This window comes from Enterobacter cloacae complex sp. 309I3 (assembly GCF_050031595.1).
GTDB lineage: Bacteria > Pseudomonadota > Gammaproteobacteria > Enterobacterales > Enterobacteriaceae > Enterobacter > Enterobacter cloacae.
Genome location: NZ_JBLGWI010000001.1, coordinates 3558809 through 3576710 on the forward strand (window position 1 = coordinate 3558809; position 17902 = coordinate 3576710).

Annotated in this window: 18 protein-coding genes; 9 read left to right on the forward strand and 9 right to left on the reverse strand. The window is 57.0% G+C overall.

Annotated features, from left to right (window positions below):
• Window positions 1-10 precede the first annotated feature (10 nt).
• A complete protein-coding gene (gene dapE / locus ACQG22_RS16985) occupies window positions 11-1138 on the forward strand; it encodes a succinyl-diaminopimelate desuccinylase (RefSeq protein WP_102752249.1) in 1128 nt (375 codons plus the stop codon).
• Between the two features lie 24 nt (window positions 1139-1162).
• On the forward strand, window positions 1163-1360 hold the full coding sequence (locus ACQG22_RS16990) for a YpfN family protein (protein WP_013098222.1): 198 nt from the start codon (window positions 1163-1165) through the stop codon (window positions 1358-1360).
• A 91-nt stretch (window positions 1361-1451) separates the two neighbouring features.
• On the opposite strand, the gene ypfH is transcribed toward ACQG22_RS16990, so the two are convergent.
• From ypfH to dapA, 6 genes are all read right to left on the reverse strand, one after another.
• The gene (ypfH, locus tag ACQG22_RS16995; protein ID WP_102752250.1) at window positions 1452-2147 is read right to left on the reverse strand and encodes an esterase; all 696 of its coding nucleotides are present in this window, start codon (window positions 2145-2147) and stop codon (window positions 1452-1454) included.
• Window positions 2148-2220: 73 nt separating this feature from the next.
• Window positions 2221-4194 (reverse strand): tRNA(Met) cytidine acetyltransferase TmcA, encoded by a 1974-nt coding sequence (locus ACQG22_RS17000; RefSeq protein WP_369706707.1) that lies wholly within the window; start codon window positions 4192-4194, stop codon window positions 2221-2223.
• Entirely contained in the window at window positions 4194-5063 is an 870-nt protein-coding gene (gene ypfJ / locus ACQG22_RS17005) for a KPN_02809 family neutral zinc metallopeptidase (RefSeq protein WP_029882266.1), read from the reverse strand. Before ypfJ ends, ACQG22_RS17000 begins: the two co-directional genes overlap by 1 nt.
• A gap of 119 nt (window positions 5064-5182) precedes the next feature.
• Window positions 5183-5896: a phosphoribosylaminoimidazolesuccinocarboxamide synthase gene (gene purC / locus ACQG22_RS17010; protein WP_008501631.1), complete on the reverse strand. Its 714-nt coding sequence runs from the start codon at window positions 5894-5896 to the stop codon at window positions 5183-5185.
• Between the two features lie 109 nt (window positions 5897-6005).
• Window positions 6006-7040, reverse strand: a complete 1035-nt coding sequence (gene bamC, locus ACQG22_RS17015; RefSeq protein WP_013098226.1) for an outer membrane protein assembly factor BamC — start codon at window positions 7038-7040, stop codon at window positions 6006-6008.
• 16 nt (window positions 7041-7056) lie between these two features.
• Window positions 7057-7935, reverse strand: a complete 879-nt coding sequence (gene dapA / locus ACQG22_RS17020; RefSeq protein WP_013098227.1) for a 4-hydroxy-tetrahydrodipicolinate synthase — start codon at window positions 7933-7935, stop codon at window positions 7057-7059.
• 145 nt (window positions 7936-8080) lie between these two features.
• Here dapA and ACQG22_RS17025 point away from each other — a divergent pair, with 145 nt between their 5' ends.
• Entirely contained in the window at window positions 8081-8650 is a 570-nt protein-coding gene (locus tag ACQG22_RS17025; RefSeq protein ID WP_013098228.1) for a glycine cleavage system transcriptional repressor, read from the forward strand.
• Window positions 8650-9120, forward strand: coding sequence for a thioredoxin-dependent thiol peroxidase (gene bcp / locus ACQG22_RS17030; RefSeq protein WP_013098229.1), 471 nt, complete (start codon window positions 8650-8652; stop codon window positions 9118-9120). The genes ACQG22_RS17025 and bcp overlap by 1 nt, the downstream gene beginning before the upstream one ends.
• 128 nt (window positions 9121-9248) lie before the next feature.
• On the opposite strand, the gene ACQG22_RS17035 is transcribed toward bcp, so the two are convergent.
• Complete coding sequence (locus ACQG22_RS17035) at window positions 9249-10313, reverse strand: AI-2E family transporter (RefSeq protein ID WP_013098230.1); 1065 nt, start codon at window positions 10311-10313, stop codon at window positions 9249-9251.
• A 221-nt stretch (window positions 10314-10534) separates the two neighbouring features.
• Between ACQG22_RS17035 and bepA the strand changes: the two genes are divergently transcribed.
• Window positions 10535-11998 carry a beta-barrel assembly-enhancing protease gene (gene bepA / locus ACQG22_RS17040; protein ID WP_013098231.1) on the forward strand — a complete coding sequence of 488 codons (1464 nt, stop codon included), beginning with the start codon at window positions 10535-10537 and terminating at the stop codon, window positions 11996-11998.
• A 13-nt stretch (window positions 11999-12011) separates the two neighbouring features.
• Complete coding sequence (arsC, locus tag ACQG22_RS17045) at window positions 12012-12368, forward strand: arsenate reductase (glutaredoxin) (protein ID WP_023620395.1); 357 nt, start codon at window positions 12012-12014, stop codon at window positions 12366-12368.
• On the opposite strand, the gene ACQG22_RS17050 is transcribed toward arsC, so the two are convergent.
• On the reverse strand, window positions 12365-13189 hold the full coding sequence (locus ACQG22_RS17050; protein ID WP_058651787.1) for a hypothetical protein: 825 nt from the start codon (window positions 13187-13189) through the stop codon (window positions 12365-12367). The genes arsC and ACQG22_RS17050 overlap by 4 nt on opposite strands.
• 147 nt (window positions 13190-13336) lie before the next feature.
• Between ACQG22_RS17050 and celB the strand changes: the two genes are divergently transcribed.
• The 3 genes from celB to ACQG22_RS17065 are packed head-to-tail and all read left to right on the forward strand — an operon-like array spanning window position 13337 to window position 17037.
• On the forward strand, window positions 13337-14656 hold the full coding sequence (gene celB / locus ACQG22_RS17055; protein WP_369706706.1) for a PTS cellobiose transporter subunit IIC: 1320 nt from the start codon (window positions 13337-13339) through the stop codon (window positions 14654-14656).
• Between the two features lie 3 nt (window positions 14657-14659).
• Window positions 14660-15613 (forward strand): N(4)-(beta-N-acetylglucosaminyl)-L-asparaginase, encoded by a 954-nt coding sequence (locus ACQG22_RS17060; protein WP_013098235.1) that lies wholly within the window; start codon window positions 14660-14662, stop codon window positions 15611-15613.
• 2 nt (window positions 15614-15615) lie between these two features.
• The gene (locus ACQG22_RS17065; RefSeq protein ID WP_284953349.1) at window positions 15616-17037 is read left to right on the forward strand and encodes a leucyl aminopeptidase family protein; all 1422 of its coding nucleotides are present in this window, start codon (window positions 15616-15618) and stop codon (window positions 17035-17037) included.
• Between the two features lie 76 nt (window positions 17038-17113).
• On the opposite strand, the gene ACQG22_RS17070 is transcribed toward ACQG22_RS17065, so the two are convergent.
• Window positions 17114-17815 carry a DnaA inactivator Hda gene (locus ACQG22_RS17070; protein ID WP_284953348.1) on the reverse strand — a complete coding sequence of 234 codons (702 nt, stop codon included), beginning with the start codon at window positions 17813-17815 and terminating at the stop codon, window positions 17114-17116.
• Window positions 17816-17902 lie beyond the last annotated feature (87 nt).

Here is a 17902-nt window from a genome sequence, read left to right on the forward strand (position 1 = left end):
GGTGTAGTTTATGTCATGCCCGGTCATTGAGCTGACTCAGCAGCTTATTCGCCGTCCTTCCCTTAGCCCGGACGACGCAGGTTGTCAGGCATTAATGATTGAGCGCCTGCGTGCCATTGGTTTTACCGTGGAGCGTATGGATTTTGGCGACACCCAGAATTTCTGGGCGTGGCGTGGCCAGGGCGAAACACTGGCCTTTGCCGGGCATACCGACGTGGTTCCCGCAGGTGATGCGGACCGCTGGATCAACCCTCCGTTTGAACCAACCATCCGCGATGGCATGCTGTTTGGCCGCGGCGCCGCAGACATGAAAGGCTCCCTGGCGGCAATGGTTGTGGCGGCTGAGCGCTTTGTCGCCCAGCACCCGAACCATAAAAACCGTCTCGCGTTTCTCATTACCTCTGATGAAGAAGCCAGCGCCCATAACGGCACCGTCAAGGTTGTTGAGGCCCTGATGGCCCTCAACGAGCGTCTGGACTACTGTCTGGTCGGCGAGCCGTCCAGCACCGAGGTGGTGGGCGATGTGGTGAAAAATGGCCGCCGCGGTTCGTTAACCTGTAACCTGACCATTCACGGCGTACAGGGACACGTGGCGTACCCGCATCTGGCCGATAACCCAGTTCACCGCGCAGCGCCAATGCTGAGTGAACTGGTAAGCATTGAGTGGGACAAAGGCAATGAGTTCTTCCCGCCAACCAGCATGCAGATTGCGAACGTGAAGGCAGGAACCGGCAGCAATAACGTGATCCCGGGCGATTGTTTCGTTCAGTTTAACTTCCGTTTCAGCACCGAGCTGACCGATGAGATGATCAAAGCGCGCGTTATCGCCCTGCTGGAAAAATATCAGCTGCGTTACACCGTGGACTGGTGGCTTTCCGGCCAGCCGTTCCTGACACAGCGTGGCAAACTGGTGGATGCGGTGGTGAACGCCATCGAGCACTATAATGAAATTAAGCCACAACTGCTGACGACGGGTGGCACCTCAGACGGACGCTTTATCGCCCGCATGGGAGCTCAGGTTGTCGAACTGGGGCCAGTGAACGCGACCATTCATAAAATCAATGAGTGTGTAAATGCCGCGGATTTACAACTGCTGGCCCGTATGTATCAACGTATTATGGAGCAAATCGTCGCCTGACGAGCGCTCTGAGAGGAATAGCGAATGGATTGGCTTGCAAAGTACTGGTGGATTCTGGTGTTAGTGTTTCTGGTAGGCGTATTGCTTAACGTGATTAAAGATCTTAAGCGCGTTGACCATAAAAAATTCCTCGCCAACAAGCCGGATCTTCCGCCACATCGTGATTTTAACGACAAGTGGGATGACGACGACGACTGGCCGAAGAAAGACCAGAAGAAGTAATCCCCTCACCCGTCGCCCCTCTCCCCAGAGGGGCGACGGGTGCCATGTTCCCTCTCCCCTTAGGGGAGAGGGTTAGGGTGAGGGGAAATAATCACATAAATTCAACAATATCATCATCGTCCGGCTTACCGCCGCTGAGCGCTTCATCAAAGTAGTGCTTCGGTACGGTATAGCGCAGATGGTCGAGCGCAAACTGCATGCTGCGATCGTCAATCGCATGACCCAGATCGTCAACGATATCCAGCGTCACATCCCCGCCTTCCCGGATCAGGGCTTCCTGCGCAGCTACGGCATGCGAAAGCTCAATCACCCGGTCTTCGCCACCGTGGATTAGGTGGATCGTCGTCTGCGTGGTCGCGCTCGTCGGTAGCGTCGCGAAACGGCCGTTAAAGGCAATCACGCGCGAAGCCAGACCCGGCTCTGCTTTCACGCTCTCCAGCGACATAATTGCCCCCTGTGAAAAGCCAATCAGCGCGGTCGCGTCGGCACCGACGCCGCTCTGCTGCTGCCAGTAACGCACGATTTCGATAAAGACCGGCATAATGGCATCAATACGCGCCTGACGGTTCTCTTCCGTCACGCCCTGAACGGAGAACCACTGCCGTCCGTCAGGGCCACACGGCTCCACACCGCCGATACTGACAATCAGCGCCTCAGGAAAAACAGGTGCAAACCAGCGTCCAATCTCTCCCATATTGACGGCGTTATCGCCAACGCCATGAAACAGCAACAGTAACTGTTTAGCCGGTTTGTCGGGGCTTTGAACAACAAAATGATCGTGTTTCATGGCGGTCTCCTTAATTGATGACCTGGATTCTACGCCTTGCGGGGGGAATGACCATGCCACTTTACTGAAGAAGTCATTGAAAAAATTGCCATTGCAAAATGTCGCTTTTGAGCTGCTGACTGCGTGCTTTATCAAGACATTCAAGGGCCTGCGCCGTTTCAACGCGTAATCTTGCCAGCACCGCTTTTCGCCCGGTGAGCGACAGTTCAGCACTGAGCGCAGCGTCCTCTCTTCGTGCCTCAATTTTACCGCGCAGGGCCGGAAGCGGCAGATCGACGGCGAGCAGCAAACGCGTCAATGCGGCAACGGACGTAGCAAAGGGCCGGTGTGCAAAGGCAAAGCCTGCCAGCTCCAGCCAGTCGTCACTATTAAGGGTAGCTTCCCACTCATCTGCCACCGGGATCTTTTCGCCATTCCACAATGATAAGACACGCGCATCGCGATGCAGGCGCAGCCGGGCCTGTTCACACAGACGATGCCCCGCCTCACTTTGCGGCAATAATGCCATTGCGGTATAGCAGCCGCTGCTGGCTTCGCGGTGGCTGCCCATCCGTACCAGCTCAAAGCCGCACTGCTGCCAGAAATGCCACAGCGCGTCGGTAAAGCCAAAGCTCACCGAGAGATAATCCTCCCCGCAGGCCTCGCGGATGAGCGCCCGGCCGATCCCTTCCCGTTGCCGGTGAGGGTGAACAGCGATGCGCGTGATCCGTCGACCTTTCAGCGTTGCTGCCAGAGGCGTGCCGCCATGCGCGGCCAGTGACTGCGCGACAAGGTTGCCGCGAGGTCGACGAAAACCCGCCCATACTGCGCGACTTAGCGCCGGGCTTAACCCGCCTTCGTCTACCAGCCACAGCGCGCCCGCGATGACCGGGTCCGTTTGCGCGACGGCAACGTGCTGACCGGGGGCGTCCATCATACGGCGCAGATCCAGCGGCGAGGTACGGTAATGGGCCGCACAAAGCAGCTCGTAGACACTCGCGGCGAGTGCGGGCGTGCGCTTCCATGCGTCGGGGGCCAGAGAGGTCAGTTGCACCTCTCCTTTCGGCTGCTGGTCGATGAGCGTGTCGTCAAACAGCAGCGCGCTGGCGACCACCCGCTCAAGCGGACATCCCGCAGCCCAGCGAACGGGGGTGGATAAGGTATAACGCTGCAGGGCGCTGAACTGCGCGCAGAATTTAAGCAAAAACCCTCTTCCGGTTCCTTCATACCCTTGTACCGTCGTGGTTAACAGTACCCGTGGAAAGTGCGCAACCAGCTTCTCCAGCACAGGGCCGGGTATGGCCGCCGCCTCATCGACAATCAGCCAGTCGGCATGGTGTGAGGAGGCCAGCAGCGCATCCGGTGCCATAAAGTGAAAATGTTCACCCGCAAACCGTGCGATGACCTCCGTTGCTCCCTTTGCCGGTGCGGTGACAACTGCTCTGCCCTCAATGCTGTTCAGCAGCATGCCGGCAAGCGCCGACTTTCCCCGCCCGCGCGGGGCGGTAACGGCCGCAACGCCTTTCGGCATTGCACGAAGTGCCTGCAGGATCTCCGCCTGCTCGCGCTGGGGTGCACCGTTAGCGGGTTGCCAGTCAGGGGCATCAGGAAACGGAGGAAGGGTTAACGGCTGGTTTTGCTGCCAGACGATTGCATCGGGGTCGCGGGTAATCGTCTGACAAAAGTGGCGAATGAAATTCGGCGTGGGAATGGGTTCCGCGCTGTCGCTCCAGCGCAGGGAATCACTGTCGGGCGTGTCTGCCCACACCGCAAGCGGGGGAGCCAACAGCACCAGCAGGCTCCCGGCACGCAGCGTTCCGCTCAGGGCGGCAAAGGCTGAGACATCAAACCCGGCGCGGGCATCAAAAACAGCATGCCGGAACTCGCGCCCCAGCAGCCCGCTTATCTCCCGGGAAGGGTTTTCATCCAGCCACACCCAATCCCCGGAAAGCGTATCACGCAGCGCCCCGGCCTGCGCCAGGGACCACTGCGCATCACCGCTGAGCACCACCAGCCGACGCTGGCCGGTGCGCTCAAGCTGGCTAATCAGTTGGTCAAACGCCACCATTACATGGCTTTACCGAAGGTATTGCACTGCGCCGGGTCACCACTGTCAAAACCGCGTTTAAACCAGGTGTAACGTTGTTCTGACGTCCCGTGAGTGAAGCTGTCCGGCACAACCCGGCCCTGGCTCTGCTGCTGGAGACGGTCGTCACCAATGGCCTCTGCGGCATTTAACGCCTCTTCCAGGTCGCCAGATTCCAGCACGCCCTGCTTCTGCATGCTGTTCCCCCAGACGCCCGCGAAGCAGTCCGCCTGCAGCTCCATACGCACGGAGAGGCGATTGACCTCTGCCTGCGAGGCGTTTTGCTGAAGCTGACGAACCTTAGGCTCAATGCCCAGCAATTTTTGCACGTGATGCCCCACTTCATGCGCAATCACGTAGCCCTGAGCAAAATCACCGTCGGCACCGAGTTTGCGTTTCATGTCATCATAAAAAGAGAGATCGATATAGACGGTGCTGTCTGCCGGGCAGTAGAACGGCCCCATCACCGACTGTCCGGTGCCGCAGCCGGTGCGGGTCGCACCACGGTACATCACCAGCTTCGGCTGCTGGTAGCTGCGCCCCATTTTCTCAAACTGCTGGCTCCACGTGTCTTCAGTGGTCGCGAGAATAACGGAGGTAAATTTGGCCGCTTCATCTTCATTTGGGTTGATGGAGCGCTGAGATTGCTGCTGTTGCTGCAGCGGCTGACCGGTCATTAACCCGGTGAGATCGACCCCGTAGTAACCCGCAACCAGCACCACAATCAGTAGAATGATTCCGCCTTTTCCGCTGGGTAAACGGAAGCCGGGGCCACCCATGGAAGGGCCGCCACCGCTATCACCACGTCTGTCTTCTACATTGTCACTTTCACGACGCCCTTGCCAGCGCATAACTACCTCGAACTATTCCATTAATAATAGCTATGATCGTAGGCGGTTAACGGCAAGATTACCATAGGAAACAAAGGTAAGACGCCAAAGGATATGAACATCCTTTGGCGATGAGGGAGTTAGTCGAGCTTAACGCCTAAACGGTGAGCCACTGCTTCGTACGCTTCAATCAGGCCACCCAGGCTCTGACGGAAACGGTCTTTATCCATTTTATCCAGCGTTTCTTTGTCCCACAGACGGCTGCCGTCCGGTGAGAACTCGTCGCCGAGTACCACTTCGCCTTTGAACAGACCGAACTCCAGCTTGAAGTCGACGAGGATCAGGCCAGCATCATCAAACAGTTTTTTCAGCACGTCGTTGGCTTTGTAGGTCAGCTCTTTCATGCGCGCCAGGTTCTCTTTGTTCACCCAGCCGAAGGTTTCACAGTAGGAGTCATTGACCATCGGATCGTGCATGGCGTCGTTTTTCAGGAACAGATCGAACAGCGGTGGATTCAGCTCGATGCCTTCCTCAATGCCCAGACGCTTCACCAGGGAGCCCGCGGCACGGTTACGAATGACGCACTCAACCGGAACCATATCCAGTTTTTTCACCAGACATTCCGTATCGGACAGCAACGCTTCCATCTGAGTCGGGATACCCGCTTCGGCCAGTTTGGTCATAATGAAGTGGTTGAACTTGTTGTTCACCATGCCTTTACGATCGAACTGCTCAATGCGTGCGCCATCCCCTGCTGACGTATCATTGCGGAACTCGAGCACCAACAGATCCGGGTTTTCCGTGCTGTATACGGTCTTCGCTTTGCCACGATACAACTCAGCTTGCTTCTGCATCTTGATTACTCCTGGTGTGATGATTTGTGTTCAAAACTGGGCATATTATGCCACGCACACGTTTGCGTAGCACGAAAATAAAAAGGGCTGGATTCACCAGCCCTCGTATTTATTTGCTGAATGCAGCCTGGAAGACCGCGACCAGCGCATCGTTCTGCGACTGGGTCAGCGTGTGACCTTTCGGATCGATAAACTGCAGGCTACTGCGGTTATCAAGGTCGCCTACCTGAATCTTGTAGTCGCCGGAAGCGAGCTGTGGATCGCGTGCGCCCAGCTCCTGCCATGCGCTGTCGGACAGCGGCTTATACGTTGCGGTTATGCTACCGGTTGAACGCGTGCTGTCGGTCACCTTCATGCCCACTTTCTCCAGCGTCGCTGGCAGGCGCTGCCAGGTCTGGTTGAATGGCGCACGAACAACCAGCATTGGCAGGCCGGTATCATCCGCGCCGCTCTGGACATCAAACGTCATGCCGTTGCGGTTCTGTGAGGCGTTAGCCGCGTCTGTGGCGTTCTTATCCAGACCCGCCGCAATCACGTTCAGCATTTCAGTGCTGTAACGCTGCATAGAGGCAGCATCCGCCACCGGTTTGCCCGCCTGCTCCAGGTTCAACAGCTTAACGGTAACCGCCTGCTGATAGCCCTGCGGTTTAACGGAGACTTGATAACGACCACGGTACTGCTGGTCTTCATCCAGACGGTTCCACTCGATCCAGTCGGTGGTTAACGTCTGGCTGGCGTCATCGCGCTTGTCAATCGTGTAGTTCTTCGACTGAATGACGCTCACCACCTGTGGCCACAGCGTGCTGCCACGTGCGCTTTCCACCATCAGAGACGCGGTATCACCGGTAAACTGGGTGCGCGCCCCGCTCACCAGCGCCAGAGGCTGTGCTGGCGGACGAATATCAAGCGCTTTGCCCACCGGGCCGCTGCCGTTGGTCACGGGGATATTATAATCGCCGTTCTGAATCGGCAGGATCATGCCAGCCGGTGCATGAAGTTCAGCAAGCGGGGTCGCATCCAGATAGGATTCATCACCGCTCACCTGGCGCTTGTAGCGCGAGTCTGAACTACAGGCAGCGAGCAGCATAACAAGCGAAACACTCGCAACCTTCGCCAGGCGCGACTTCTGTACTGAATAAGCCATCAAATCTCCCTAAACTTTACAGCAAACCGGCATGCTTCAGCGCTGCAGTGACGATTTCACGACCGTGGTCGGTAATCGGTGTCATTGGCAGACGCAGCGTATCGGTTGCTACAAGTCCCAACTCCTTACATGCCCATTTCACCGGGATCGGATTGGGTTCGACAAATAATTTATTGTGCAACGGCATCAGACGTTTATTAATGAGACGGGCTTCATCAAAGTGACCTGCCGCCGCCAGCTTGCACATTTCCGCCATATCGCGGGCCGCAACGTTCGACGTTACGGAGATCACGCCATGACCACCGAGCTGCATGAAGTCCAGCGCGGTCGCATCGTCACCGCTCAACAGGATAAAGTCGTCTGAAACCAGCTCTTTGATCTGATGAACGCGGCTTAAGTTCCCTGTCGCCTCTTTAATCCCGATAATATTTTTTACTTTCGAGAGACGACCAACGGTTTCCGGCAGCATATCGCAGCCAGTACGGGACGGCACATTATACAGAATTTGTGGCAAGTCAGTATGTTCAGCGATGGCTTTGAAATGCTGGAACAAACCTTCCTGAGTAGGACGGTTGTAGTAAGGGGTGACCGTCAGACAACCAACAACGCCGCTGTCGTTAAAACGTTGGGTCAGGCTGATCGCTTCTGCGGTTGCATTCGCGCCCGTTCCCGCGATGACCGGAATACGTCCGTCAGCCAGTTCGAGGGTCAACATCACCACATCGCCGTGCTCTTCGTGGCTCAGCGTTGCAGATTCACCGGTAGTCCCTACCGAAACGATCGCCGAGGTTCCATTGGCGACATGGTAATCAATCAGCTTCTTCATGCTTGACCGGCAGACATTACCTTTTTCATCCATCGGTGTTACAAGCGCGACAATACTTCCCGTGAACATGAGCCATCCTCTGTGCGAACAAGAGCCTCAATGGTACGTTTGGAACTGTAATAAAAGCAAGCGACCTGAGGCCCTCAGGCGGTTGTATGCATGTTTTTTTTATGCTTTCCTTAGGAAGACTTAACCAAGCAAAGGAAGAACAGGTTTGACAACCTCATCACAACATTACCTGGTTATCACTGCGCTGGGTGCTGACAGGCCGGGTATCGTGAACACCATTACCCGCCACGTGAGCAGCTGCGGCTGTAATATCGAGGACAGCCGTCTGGCGATGCTGGGCGAAGAGTTCACGTTTATTATGCTGCTGTCCGGGACATGGAACGCCATCACGCTTATCGAATCTACCCTGCCGCTGAAAGGCGCAGAGCTGGATTTGCTGATCGTGATGAAACGCACCAATGCGCGTCCGCGTCCGGCCATGCCTGCCACCGTCTGGGTACAGGTTGAAGTTCCTGATTCCCCTCATCTGATCGAGCGTTTTACCGCGCTGTTTGACAGCCATCAGATGAACATTGCCGAGCTGGTTTCCCGCACACAACCGGCTGATGAGAGTGCCGTTCCTACCCTCTTTATTCAAATCACCGCCCACAGTCCTGCATCACAGGATGCGTCAAATATCGAGCAAGCGTTCAAAGCCCTCTGTACAGAATTACACGCGCAAGGCAGTATAAGCGTCGTAAATTATTCGCAGCATGAACAGGATGGAGTTGAGTAATGAACCCACTGAAAGCCGGTGACATCGCACCGAAATTTAGCTTACCGGATCAGGATGGTGAGCAAGTAAATTTGACCGACTTCCAGGGACAGCGTGTTCTGGTCTATTTCTACCCGAAAGCCATGACCCCGGGCTGCACCGTGCAGGCCTGCGGCTTACGCGACAACATGGACGAGTTGAAAAAAGCCGGCGTGGAAGTGCTGGGCATCAGCACCGATAAGCCAGAAAAGCTGTCACGATTTGCTGAAAAAGAGCTGCTGAACTTCACGCTGCTTTCCGACGAAGATCATCAGGTCTGTGAGCAGTTCGGCGTCTGGGGCGAGAAGACGTTTATGGGCAAAACCTATGACGGCATTCACCGCATCAGCTTCCTGATTGACGCTGACGGTAAAGTGGAACATGTCTTTGACGACTTCAAAACCAGCAACCACCACGACGTGGTGCTGAACTGGCTGAAACAAAGTGCCTGAAAGTGAGTGTCGGGTGGCGGCTTCGCCTTACCCGACCTACAAGATAAATGCAAAACGGCAACCTGGTTGCCGTTTTTAGTGTTTTCCCCCTCTCCCCCGTGAGAGAAGGGCATCAGGCCGCACAAAAACTACTTCTCCTCCACCGCTGGCACATCCGGCCATGCATGGACGACGGCTTTAATCAGCGTCGCCAGCGGAATGGCAAAGAACACGCCCCAGAATCCCCACAGCCCGCCGAAAATCACCACCGATAAGATAATCACCAGCGGATGCAGATTCACTGCTTCTGAGAACAGCACTGGCACCAGCAGGTTGCCATCCAGGGCCTGAATAATCAGGTACACCGCGAAGCAACTCCAGAACTCGGTGCCCAGGCCAAACTGGAACAGCGCGACCCCAACAACCGGAATGGTGACCACAAAAGCGCCAATATACGGAATAAGGACCGACAGCCCCACCAGCACCGCCAGCAGCAGCGAGTAGTTAAGTCCGAAGATCAGGAAGCCAATCCACGTCGCGACCCCAACCACAATCATCTCCAGCACCTTGCCGCGAATGTAGTTGGTGATCTGCTGATTCATCTCTTCCCACACCTGCCCGGCCAGCCCGCGATTACGCGGCAGAATACGCCGCACGGCGTTGAGCATCTGGTCTTTGTCCTTCACCAGGAAGAACACCATCAACGGCACCAGCACCAGGTAGACGGCGAGCGTAAGGAGCCCAACCAGCGACGCCAGGGAGTATTTCACCACCGAATCGCCCATGGTCATGATGCGGGCGCGCATGTTTTCGGCCATCGCATCGATGATCCCCGCGTCCATCAGCGCCGGATAACGACGCGGCAGCGTGGCGGCAAAATCGGAAAGCTTATTTAACATGCCGGGCATATCGCGGATCAGGTTGATCCCCTGCTGCCAGGCGACGGGCATGACCACAAACGCCATCAACAGCAGAATGCCAACAAACAGCACCAGCACGATGCTGGTCGCCCAGCGTCGGGAGCAGCCGATATTCTCCAGCCGCGCGGTTGGCCACTCCAGCAGATAGGCCAGCACAATGGCCACCAGCAGTGGTGCCAGAAGGCCGCTGAAGAAGAACAGAATACCGAACCCGGCAACCAGAATAACCAGCAAAGCAATGGCTTCCGGGTCGCTAAACCGGCGCCGGTACCACTGCATTAACATTTCGAGCATACAACCCTTCCCTGAATCGAATGACGGGAGTCAGAAGGTGAATTGTATCTAACTGTCACAAAAAAGACTTTCGCTTTTTGTATCGCTGTCACAATCCGCAAAAGCCTGATGAATGGGATTTTCTTCATGCCACAACACGGCTACACTCGCAGGGCAGTGGAGATGAACGATATGCGGGTTCATCGGTCAAATTAGCACATCCAAAATACAGGACAGTGGTTATGTTCAGGCAGTTGAAAAAAACAGTGGTTGCGACACTGATTGCCGCCGTAACGGTCGGTCAGGTGTTGCCAGCTTTCGCTGATTCGTCCGATTCATTGCCGGACATGGGCACCACAGCAGGAAGCACGCTCTCCATTGGTCAGGAGATGCAGATGGGTGATTACTATGTTCGCCAGCTGCGCGGCAGTGCTCCGCTGATCAATGACCCATTGCTGGTGCAGTACATTAATGGTCTGGGGATGCGCCTGGTCGCGCACGCCAACTCGGTAAAAACCCCCTTCCACTTCTATTTAATCAATAACGACGAAATCAACGCCTTCGCCTTCTTTGGCGGTAACGTGGTGCTGCATTCGGCGTTATTCCGTTATTCCGATAACGAAAGCCAGCTGGCGTCGGTCATGGCGCACGAAATTTCCCACGTGACCCAGCGCCATCTGGCCCGTGCGATGGAAGACCAGAAACGCAACGCGCCCCTGACCTGGGTGGGTGCGCTGGGCTCTATTTTGCTGGCGATGGCCAGCCCGCAGGCCGGGATGGCCGCATTAACCGGCACGCTGGCAGGCACGCGCCAGGGGATGATCAGTTTCACCCAGCAAAACGAACAGGAAGCGGACCGCATTGGCATCCAGGTGTTGCAGCGCTCGGGCTTTGACCCACAGGCCATGCCCAGCTTCCTGGAAAAACTGCTCGATCAGGCACGCTACTCGTCACGTCCACCCGAAATTCTGCTCACCCACCCGTTACCGGAAAGCCGTCTGTCCGATGCGCGTAACCGTGCCAATCAGATGCGTCCGGTGGTGGTGCAATCCTCACAGGATTTCTACATGGCGAAAGTGAGAACGCTGGGCATGTACAATTCCGGGCGCAACCAGCTCACCAGCGACCTGCTGGATGCCCTGGCAAAAGGCAACGTGCGCGAGAAGAACGCGGCGCAATACGGTCGTGCCCTGCAGGCGATGGAAGCCAGCAAATACGACGAAGCGCGAAAAACGCTGCAACCGTTGCTGGCCGCCGACCCGAATAACCCGTGGTATCTCGACCTCTCCACGGATATCGATCTGGGGCAGAAGAGACCTGCCGATGCGATTAACCGCCTGAAAGGTGCCAAAGAGGTGCGGACCAACCCGGTGCTGCAGCTTAACCTGGCGAACGCTTATCTGCAGGGCGGCCAGCCGGGTGAAGCGGCCACTATTCTGAACCGCTACACCTTCGACAATAAAGACGATCAAAACGGCTGGGATCTGCTCGCTCAGGCAGAAGCCCAGCTGGGCAACCGCGATCAGGAGCTGGCGGCACGTGCCGAAGGGTTTGCCCTGGTGGGGCGTCTGGATCAGGCCATTTCGATGCTCAGCAGCGCCAGTTCGCAGGTCAAACTTGGCAGCCTGCAACAGGCCCGTTACGATGCGCGTATCGATCAGCTGCGCGCGCTACAGCAGCGCTTCAAGCCGTACGAAAAGATGTAAAAAGGAAGAAAATATGACTGACGCGGTAAAAATCTACCATAACCCTCGCTGCTCCAAGAGCCGCGACACCCTCAGCCTGCTGAAATCCAACGGCGTAGAGCCTGAGGTGGTGCTGTATCTGGAGACACCACCAGACGCGCAGACGATCCGCCAGCTCCTGCATATGCTGGGTATGGGCAGTGCACGTGAGTTGATGCGCCAGAAAGAGGATCTCTATAAGTCACTTAACCTGGACGACACGCGTCTCACTGAAGCTGAGCTCGTGCAGGCGATGGTTGACAACCCGAAGCTCATTGAACGCCCAATTGTGGTGGCAAACGGCAAGGCGCGCATTGGGCGTCCGCCGGAAGATGTGCTCGACATTCTTTAAACCTCGCGCCGCAGCCCTTCCAGAAAGGCCTGCGGCGTACTTTCCCCCAGTTTTTTCTGCGCTTTACCCCGGTTGTAAAACTCGCACAAGGTCATCAATAGCGCCCCCGCCGGTTCCACATTCACCCGCGGAATAATATCGCGTAAGGGCACCATCACCTGAAGTGCACTGCAGGTACGTTGATGTGCCTTCACCGCAATGTCGTTAACAGCCAGCGTCGCCTCAAAACCAAAAGTCTCAATAGATTGTATAGCAGCCGGACACGCCGCCAGCACCTCCTGCGTCCAGGTATTCAGTCGTTGAGGCGACAGCCCCGCATAAAGCCGGGCATAGCACCAGCCGCTCACCGGCTCTCGCGCCCAAAGCAGATGCTGCTCCCCGCCGTCGTCCATATGCAGCGACAAAGGCAAATGGTGCAGTTCCAACGTATGGGGCGTAATACCCGCTTTCAGCGCCTTTTTCCCCTGCAAGGGGGCCCCTTTTTGCTTTGCAGCGGCTGGTTTGAGATAGCGGTTCAGGGTGGCGCGGGAAACAGCGATCCCCAGGACGTCGTTGACCATAAGCAGCAGGTCATCCAACGGCGCACCCAGGATGTCACGCAGGGCATTCACCAGCGCAACCTGCTCTTGTCTCATCGCTTTGTGTATCACTTTAGGCGTCGTATGGTTATCCGACACCTGGTCGCGATTGCGCCAGCGTCTGACGGTGGTGACCGAAATGCCCAGCTCGACGGCCAGCTCTCTGTCGCTCTTATCCGACTGTTGAAGATAACGACGGATGCGCGGCGTCGTGGTCGCATTGGCGTGCAGTTTGATTTCCATCGCAACAAACTCCAGAACTAATCTTATGAGATTTATAATACACCAGCGATTGCTTTGTGACCGATTTCACCTTTCGCACGCCGCGCTTCACTGATAATCCCCAGAGATAACATAAACAACACCTCTCAATCTTGTACGGAGTTCACAATGAACAATGTTCTGGGATTTCTTGAAGCAAAACTGATGCCGCTGGCGGCCAAAACGGCCCAGCAGCGTCATCTTGGTGCCATTCGCGGTGCCTACGTTTCATTCATGCCGTTTATCATCGTCGGCTCTATCCTGCTGGTGATCTCCTCCTTTCCCAATCAAACCTATCAGCAGTTTATGTCTCAGGCGTTTGGGGAAAGCTGGAGCGCGATTATCGAAATCCCGTTCAACGCGGTGTTCTCGACCATGTCGCTGTTTATCAGCTTCCTGGTCGCCTATCGCCTGGCTGAACACTATGGCGAAGACCGTATCTCCTGCGGCATTCTGGCGCTGGTCGCCTTTCTGATCCTGACCCCCTTTATCAAAGTGGCGGAACAGGGTGGCATCACCGTCATGCCGGTAGAGTGGATTGGCAGTAAAGGGTTATTCGTGGCGATGATTGGCTCTCTGCTTTGGACGGAGCTGTTCTGCTGGCTGAAGCGCAAAAAACTGGTTATCAGAATGCCGGATGGCGTGCCGCCTGCGGTGCAGGAGTCGTTCGCGGCGCTGATCCCTGCCCTGCTGGTGATGATTCTGGTGCTGGTGATCCGCATCGGCTTTGAAAACACCCATTACAACACCATCCACCAGTTTATTTACGAGGTGGTGGCAACCCCGGTTCGCCACTACGGCACCTCCTATTTTGGCGCGCTGATGACCGTATTCAGCATCACCATTCTGTGGTCAGTGGGCATTAACTCCGGTTCGATGATCAACGGCATTATTCGCCCGCTGTGGATGGAGAACCAGACCGATAACATCGCCGCGATTCAGGCCGGCGCCACCCCACCGCACATTATCACCGAACAGTTTTTTGACATGATCTGGATGGGCGGCGCAGGGGCCACGCTGTCGCTGGTGATTGCGATGCTGATTTTCGCCCGCAGTAAAAACATGCGCGAAGTGGCACGCCTGGGCGCGGGGGCCTCGGTGTTTAACATCAACGAGCCGATTCTGTTCGGCCTGCCGGTGATCATGAACCCGATCATGCTCATTCCGTTCAATCTGGTGCCGCTGGTGCTGGTCACCGTGCAGTACGTGGCAATGAAAATTGGTGCGGTCGCCGTCACCACCGGGGTGTTTATCCCCTGGACGCTGCCGCCTGTTATCAGCGGTTTTATCGTCACCGGGCATCTCAGCGGCAGCATCATGCAGCTTATCAACCTGCTGATTGGCGCCATGCTGTATCTGCCATTCATGCGTATCGTGGATAAACAGTACCGCGCCGCGGAGATTGCCGCCGTGACGCAAACCGACACCACCCTTGCAAAACAGGAGTAAAGCATGTGGGGAATTATCGCCACCTGGCGAATGGCGCTTGAAGGCGTCACCGAGTCGGCCTCTGCGCTGGCAGCAGGGAAACCGGTGGCTGCCGCGGTCGTGGATGCCGTTGCCGCCGTCGAGGACTTCCCGTTCTATAAATCGGTCGGCTACGGCGGGCTACCAACCGAAAATGGCGAGGTGGAACTGGACGCCGCCTACATGGACGGCGACACGCTGGCGTTTGGCGCCGTGGGAAATCTGGTGGATATCGCCAACCCGGTACGCGTGGCGCAGGCGTTAAGCCGCCAGCGCTATAACAGCCTGCTGGTCGGCCAGGGCGCACGCGAGTGGGCATTGAGCCAGGGTTTTGCCGACAAAACGATGCTCACCGACCGGGCCATGCAGCACTACCGCAAGCGCTGCCGGGAGACGCTGGATAAAGGCTTAAGCCCCTACGATGGCCATGACACGGTCGGGATTATCGGTCTCGACAAACAGGGATCCATGAGCGTGGCGACCTCCACCAGCGGCCTGTTTATGAAAAAGCGCGGCCGACTTGGCGATTCGCCGATCATCGGCTCCGGCTTCTACTGCGACAGTGAAACCGGCGCCGCCACCGCCACGGGCGTGGGCGAAGATCTGATGAAAGGCTGCACCAGCTACGAAATTGTTCGCCGCATGGCGCAGGGGATGTCTCCGCAGCAGGCGGCAGATTCCGTGGTGTTCGAGCTGGAAGACAAGCTGATGTCGCGCTTTGGCCGCGCGGGGGATCTCTCCGTGGTATGCATGAATAACAAAGGTGAATTTGGCGCCGCCACCAACATTAAGACGTTCTCCTTTGTGGTGGCGACGGCACGCCAGCCGCTGACCGTGTTTCGCGCCGAACGCCTGCGGGAAAAAACGCACTATCAGGCGGTGGATGATGAATGGATGCAGGCCTATGCCGCACGGATCCGCGCACCGATTGAGGAGTAATGATGATGACGTATCAGCTGATCACCGCCCTTTCTGACGTAAAGCCACACGGCCACCTCATCGCCCGCAGCTCGTCTACGCTGTTACCGGACACGCCACTGATTGCGGAAATGCGCGGGCAAGATGCCGTTGCCGACACCCGTTTTGGCTGTGCGCCTTTTGCGCGCATCACGCTGGTGCCGGATGCTCTCTGGCAGGATAGCCTTACCGAAGGATTGCTTACGGCACTCCGTCCGCTGCTGGCCACGCCCGTCAGCACTGACGTGGTCCTGGATGTCACCCGCATGGATGACGTTGTGCTGCAACAGGTCCTGCGTTTTCTTTTTAATCAGCCGCACAGGCTTAGCGATCTGCAGCTGAAGAAAGCGGACGATGTCACTTTGCGCGTTGAGCACGTTACCGCCCTCTGCCTGCCAGAACAGCAGGCGCGGCTGGACGTTATCTTCCGCCAGCAGCTCGCCATTAGCCGTGGAATGGTCGCCGCACGCCGTCTGGCCGATATCCCCTCCGACCGCTGCACGCCGCAGTTTATGGTGCAGGAGGCGCAGACGCTGTGCGCGGCCTTCCCTACCCTGCGCTGTGAAGTGCTGGATGAAAAGCAGATCGTTGAGCAGGGTCTGGGGCTGCTTCACGCCGTTGGCAAAGGCGCCTCCTGCACGCCACGACTGCTGGCTATTCACTATGACGGTGTTTCTGACGGTCCGGTGCGCTGCTATGTTGGTAAAGGCATTACCTTCGATACCGGCGGCCTGTGGCTCAAGGATGGCGCGGGCATGTACACCATGAAATATGACATGTGCGGGGCAGCGAACGTTCTGGGGCTGATGCTGACCGTTGCAGAGCTGGCGCTCCCCGTGCGCCTCATGGGCGTGCTGGCGCTGGCAGAAAACGCCATCGGCCCGGACGCCATGCAGCCTGGCACGGTAGCCAGAGCCTGCAACGGCACCACGGTTGAAATCAACAATACCGATGCCGAAGGCCGACTGGTGCTGGCAGACGCTATCGCCTGGGCCAGCCAGCGCCATCCGCAGGCGCGCTACATCATCGATATGGCAACGCTGACGGGTGCGGTGGTCAAAGCGCTGGGATATGAGCTGAGCGGGTTGATGACCCAGGACGAGCCACTGCGCCAGGCGCTGACGCAGGCAGGAAAACAGAGCGGAGATGAAGTGTGGTCCCTGCCGCTGGATGCGCGGCTGAAAAAGCAGACCGACAGCGCCATCGCCGATCTGTGCAATACGCCGCCCAACAATGCGGCGATCAGTGCCTCGGCGGCGTGGCTGCTGCATCACTTCTGCCCGCCGACAATCCCGTGGGCGCATCTGGATATTAGCGGTACGGCGCTGTGGCGTGAGGGTGGCAGAAGCGTGGCCTCAGGGAGGCCGATTCCGCTGCTGGTTGAGCACCTGATGGGAGACCTCTAGCCGGGTGGCGGCTGCGCCTTACCCGGCCTATTCGATCCCGTAGGCCCGGTAAGCGCAGCGCCACCGGGCAAAAAACTCAAAGCTTCAGAATATCTTTCACAAACGGAATGGTGAGCTTGCGCTGGGCGGTAATGGAGGCGCGATCGAGCTGATCGAGCGTATCAAACAGCGTGCGCATCTCGCGATCCAGACGCTTGAGCAGGAAGCGCCCTACGTCTTCCGGCAGTTCAAATCCGCGCAGTCTGGCGCGCAGCTGAAGCGCCTGGAGTTTGTCTTCATCTGACAGCGGTTGCAGTTTGTAGATTTGCCCCCAGTCGAGTCGGGAGGCCAGATCCGGCAGCCCCAGATTCAGCTGGCGCGGCGGACGATCGCCGGTGATCAGCAGCCGGGTTTTGCCCGATTCCAGGATACGGTTATAGAGGTTAAAGATCGCCATTTCCCACGGCTCATCCCCCGCCACGCATTCGATATTATCGATGCAGACCAGGGAGAGATGTTCCATTCCCTCCAGCACGTCAGGCACAAACCAGGTACGTTTATCCAGCGGTACATAGCCTACCGCATCCTCCCGCGCTGAAAGCTCAGCACAGGCGGCATGCAACAGGTGACTGCGTCCCGCGCCTTCGCGTGACCAGATATAGATGTATCCGCTGTGATCCTGGCGCAGCACATTCTGCAGTGCAGCCAGTAAAGAGGGGTTATCACCCGGCCAGAAACTCGCGAAAGTTTCGTCGTCAGGGAGATAGAGTGGCAGAGAGAGCTGTGCCGGTCCGTTCAGAAGTACCTCAACCAGATCTTACATAAAATCGGAACGGAGTTTAGCACGGAACCTGCCAGGAGAGAACCGGGCGGATCGTCCACCCGG